Genomic DNA, 4,180 nt, shown 5'->3' with positions numbered 1-4,180 from the left:
TTTGTTGTTCCTTTGGTTTTTAGCATAGGCATAGTGAAATTGCTTGCTAAACTTGGGTCGATAAGAGTTGAAACTGTATTGCTAAATTCTACAATAGCAATTTCCAGCCGATTTGATGCAGTAGAATCATCTTGAATATCTTTATGAAATTCTTGAAGACCTGCATTTAGTTCATCAATTGCACCGTCACTACTCATAGAACTCGAAACATCTAAAACAAAAGTAACGCAACATTTTTGTTCTAAATTTTCTGGAGATTCTGCTGAAAAATCATTCATTGTTTTATTGGTTTAATTATGGTTGTAAATTTTTTTAAGGGTAATTTTTGAAATGAATAATTAACTTCTAAGTTTGTGTAGATAACCCTTTAAAAATTTATGCAGAAATACTGGAAATTTTTTAAAATTGATAGGTAGGCAAATCAACAGCAAAGTTACTTTTCTTAGAAAGTTTATATCTTTTTCGGATAAAAAGCAATGATAGGTAATATTAGAAACAAAAGGAAATTTTAATTAAAAAATTTATTTTTCGGTATTTAGCATATGAATTCAAAACAAGAAACATATTATTTTGACTTTAGTATTAAGCGTTTCGGATTTAGATTTGAATTTAAAGAAGAAGTATTCAAGTATTTTAATAATCTTCCAAAATATGTATTGCAACAACCGAATTGGGAGATTGAATATTATAATATGTTTTTGAATAATGATTTAGACATCCCTATACTTAGGGAAACTTTGGCTAAGACTCAGCGTTTTCTTGGTACAAATCCTGATATTTTAGCTCTTGGTGTTACTCGTTTTGTTCAGGGTGGGCTACTTTATGATTATGATAAACTAAAAGAAAGTGATTGGGGAGCATATTATCCTTATGAAACGTTATACTTGGGTAAAGGGGTTTGCATGGATAAATCTTTCTTATTAGCAAAACTGCTAATTTTATTGGATTTTAAAGTTGTATTGCTTGCATATAAAAAAAATAAACACATGACAGTAGGGATACAAGTTTCAGATGGATTGGGTAATTATCAAACTCCAACAGGTTCGTTTGCCTTGATTGAAAGTACGGGATATAATCCTATTGGTATTATTTCACCTATAATTGAAAATAATGAAGAGCCTATAATTATTTATCCTAAAAAAAATGGAACAAAACTTTTTACTAAAATAAAAGAGTTACGTGAGAATGAAGAAAAAGCTACTCGAATGTATGGTAAAGTTTATGTTGATGCGAACGCTTATCAGAAAAATATTCTTATTAAAATTAAAGAATTAGAAGGAAAAGCGAAGCAAATTGAATATAAATTAAAAGCAGAATCTAATATTATAGCATACAATATATTAGCTGACAGTTATAATAAAATTAATAGAGATATTAATGTTTTGATTGGCTATTTTAATCAAGGTTAAATAGTCTATTCTTGATTCCGAAAAAAACATTATAATAAAACCATAAAACCATATATACAGGAATATGGTTTTATGGAAAATTATCACTTGAAAAACAGAAAGAAATCATTAAAAGAAAAAGGCTTGCACCCCTTCATATAGACAGGCGACTACAAGCCTTTAAATCATTTTTAGTACGTGGGATATTGTTCAATATCTCCAAATAACTGTGTAAAATGAATTGGTGTTTTGTAATCAAGTTTCTCAATTCTTGATTTTGTAGTGAGTGGGTAATTGTTCCCTTTGATTATTCGGTTTAAATCGAACTTTCAAAAATGACCTTTTCAATTACAAGCAAGAAATCAAAAAAACTCATTCCCTTTTTTATTGAATTTCAACGGATACCATTCAAAGCAAGTGATTGGGTCGTAGAATTTCGTTAAAATTAAAGGGTCTTTTTTGTTTGCTGTAAGCATGAAACAAAGAATTACAAAATAAATATTGCAGGTGTTTCGACCTGCACCGTAAAGGTAGGAAAAACCGTAGAAATAAAAAAAGGGGCTTGCACCCCTTCATATAGATAGGCGACTACAAACCCTCTTTTTCTTTGAGTTCTGAGAATCTACACTTGTGAAAGTGTGCATCTCTCTCAATTCCAATACCAAGTGGTCATTTGTAGTCTTCGAGTTCGTGCAGGGAAAAATATCCTCGCTCTTTCTCATTAAAAATTACAAATCCAAAGCAGATGTGATTTACTTCATCGTATTCGCTTGCATACCATGATTGACTTCAACATGGATTAAAAAACTTGCATACAATGATTGGGTCGTCTGTTTCTCTTTGTTCTCAAATTTTGCGAAAATCGTTTAAGATTTCCTTAGTCAAAAATTTGTGTTTCCTCATGGGTGGAAAATAGAAAAAATAAAAATGCCATAAAAGGCATTGTGAAGGTACAAGAAATTTGTGATTACACAAAAAAGGGGCTTGCACCCCTTCATATAGACAGGCGACTACAAGCCCAAATTTAATTCAGATACTTTGCAAGGTTTAAATTGCGTATCTTGTTTAATAATAACTCATAATCTTTCGGCTTTCTCTTGTATAAAATCTAATCTAAATTCACGCCACTCATGCGGCAATAGACCATATTCACCATAATTTTCTTCATATCCATCAAAGAATATTCAAGTAAATTCTTGGTTAGATGGGTCGTAATTAAACACACAGGCAACCCAAACTTTTCAAGGAATGTAAAGTTTACAAAATACCGTAGGGTTTTCTACAAACTTTTGATTTCCCATTGATTGAAGCTCTACAAGGAGTTCATCAGTAAAAATACTTTCTAACATGATAAAAAGAGAAATGAGCTAAAAAGCGGTATAAGACCGCTTTGCAAATTAGTGAAAGTTTTGATAAGTTGTATTTTTAATCAATCATATTAATATGGTTTTATGGGTTTATGTATTTATGGGTTCGCTTAAACTTGTTTTTTATAAACCCTCTCAACCGTCTGCCTTAAAAACGGCTTGCCTTTTGGCGTGGCGTAACCGCTTTGGTTTAAGTGGTCTGCAATCGCTGAAAATGATAATCCTTGTTGTTCTCTGCAAACCTTGATAAGTGCATACGCTCTTGTATTGACTGGATTTTCTCTCGATTTTCGCTTTCTTGTGTCTGCCCCTGCTTGTCTGCCTTCATGTGTGAAGTTTTCGGGTTTTCCTAACCTTACACCTTGCTTTTTCTTTTGCTCTAAGGCTATTTTAGTTCTGATACTGATAATTTCTTTTTCACGTTGGGCAAAAATAGCGTAGATTCCGACTGTGATTGTTTCGGTATCGGGTAGGTCGCACGATTTGAATTTATCGCCTAACTGTTTTTTGATTTTAAAAATATGCTCAATATCACGGCTCAATCTATCGAGTTTTGCAACAATCAAGATACAATCGTTTTTAATGCAGTAACTTATGGCTTCTTTGAGCTTCGGGCGGTTGCTTATATCTCCACCGCTTTCGGTTTCAACGAAGGTATATAAGATTTCAGCGTTTTCAGCTTTGGCATAATGGTCAATGATGGCTTGCTGTGCTTGCAAACCTAAACCACTTTTTTCTTGTCCTTTGGTTGAAACTCTGATATATGCTATGTAGTTCTTCATGTGATTTCTTATATGCAACAAAACAAGTATGACCGTTCTTGATTTGTTGCAAATATAAGAAACTCTAAAATTATTGCAAGGGATAAACTCTAAAAGGAATTAAATAATCACGTCATTCTATCAATCGTCTAAATAAAGGCTATACCGTTGCAACCACATAAAAAAAACAAACCCACAAAAAAGTTACTTTGTGGGTTTCGTGTAACTGCATGAATTATGCAATTTAGCGTTCTTCGGGAAAACAAAGAACACAATTATTAAAATCAGGGTCTTTTGGGTCGCACTCACCAGAATCAAATAAGTCTTTTGGTGTAGCATCAACAAAAAATAATTTTCGTCCTCGCTCATCTTGATAGACTTGCAAATAATCAATTCCGTTTTGCTCTTTTACAAAGGCTTGCACATCGTTGTAAATTTCTAAGATTTCAGCTTGTGGGATTTTCTGATTAACTCCTGCGGTTACTGCGAAAGTACCCGAAAAGTGATAATTTCCTGTTTCTTCTTGCGGTTGTCGTGTCCATTTTGCCATGATTTATGATTTTTGTTTTTGTGAAACATCATCATAATTATTTGCAAAGGCGAATCAAGTCCTAACCATTTTTAAATAATTCAAAAGGACGACAAACAAACTGCCGTCCCTCGT

4 protein-coding genes are annotated in these 4,180 nt (G+C 32.6%); 1 reads left to right on the top strand and 3 read right to left on the bottom strand.

Going from position 1 to position 4,180, the window contains the following annotated elements:
• Positions 1–278, bottom strand: a 278-nt coding sequence (locus ACH2BV_RS03105) for a hypothetical protein (RefSeq protein WP_395049228.1), incomplete at its 3' end; no start/stop codon positions are given.
• Positions 279–542: 264 nt separating this feature from the next.
• Here ACH2BV_RS03105 and ACH2BV_RS03100 point away from each other — a divergent pair.
• Positions 543–1,409, top strand: a complete 867-nt coding sequence (locus tag ACH2BV_RS03100; RefSeq protein WP_395049226.1) for a transglutaminase-like domain-containing protein — start codon at positions 543–545, stop codon at positions 1,407–1,409.
• Positions 1,410–2,865: 1,456 nt separating this feature from the next.
• Here ACH2BV_RS03100 and ACH2BV_RS03095 read toward each other — a convergent pair.
• Positions 2,866–3,537: a recombinase family protein gene (locus tag ACH2BV_RS03095; RefSeq protein WP_395049224.1), complete on the bottom strand. Its 672-nt coding sequence runs from the start codon at positions 3,535–3,537 to the stop codon at positions 2,866–2,868.
• 223 nt (positions 3,538–3,760) lie between these two features.
• Positions 3,761–4,066 (bottom strand): hypothetical protein, encoded by a 306-nt coding sequence (locus ACH2BV_RS03090; RefSeq protein ID WP_395049223.1) that lies wholly within the window; start codon positions 4,064–4,066, stop codon positions 3,761–3,763.
• Between the last annotated feature and the right edge of the window lie 114 nt (positions 4,067–4,180).

Origin of the sequence: Flavobacterium sp., assembly GCF_043780635.1 — a bacterium.
Classification (GTDB): domain Bacteria; phylum Bacteroidota; class Bacteroidia; order Flavobacteriales; family Flavobacteriaceae; genus Flavobacterium.
This window is presented reverse-complemented; position numbering and strand designations above follow the sequence as displayed.

Coding starts and splice junctions, on each gene's coding strand:
- ACH2BV_RS03100 (WP_395049226.1), top strand. CDS start 543: ATGAATTCAAAACAAGAAACATATTATTTTGACTTTAGTATTAAGCGT.
- ACH2BV_RS03095 (WP_395049224.1), bottom strand. CDS start 3,537: ATGAAGAACTACATAGCATATATCAGAGTTTCAACCAAAGGACAAGAA.
- ACH2BV_RS03090 (WP_395049223.1), bottom strand. CDS start 4,066: ATGGCAAAATGGACACGACAACCGCAAGAAGAAACAGGAAATTATCAC.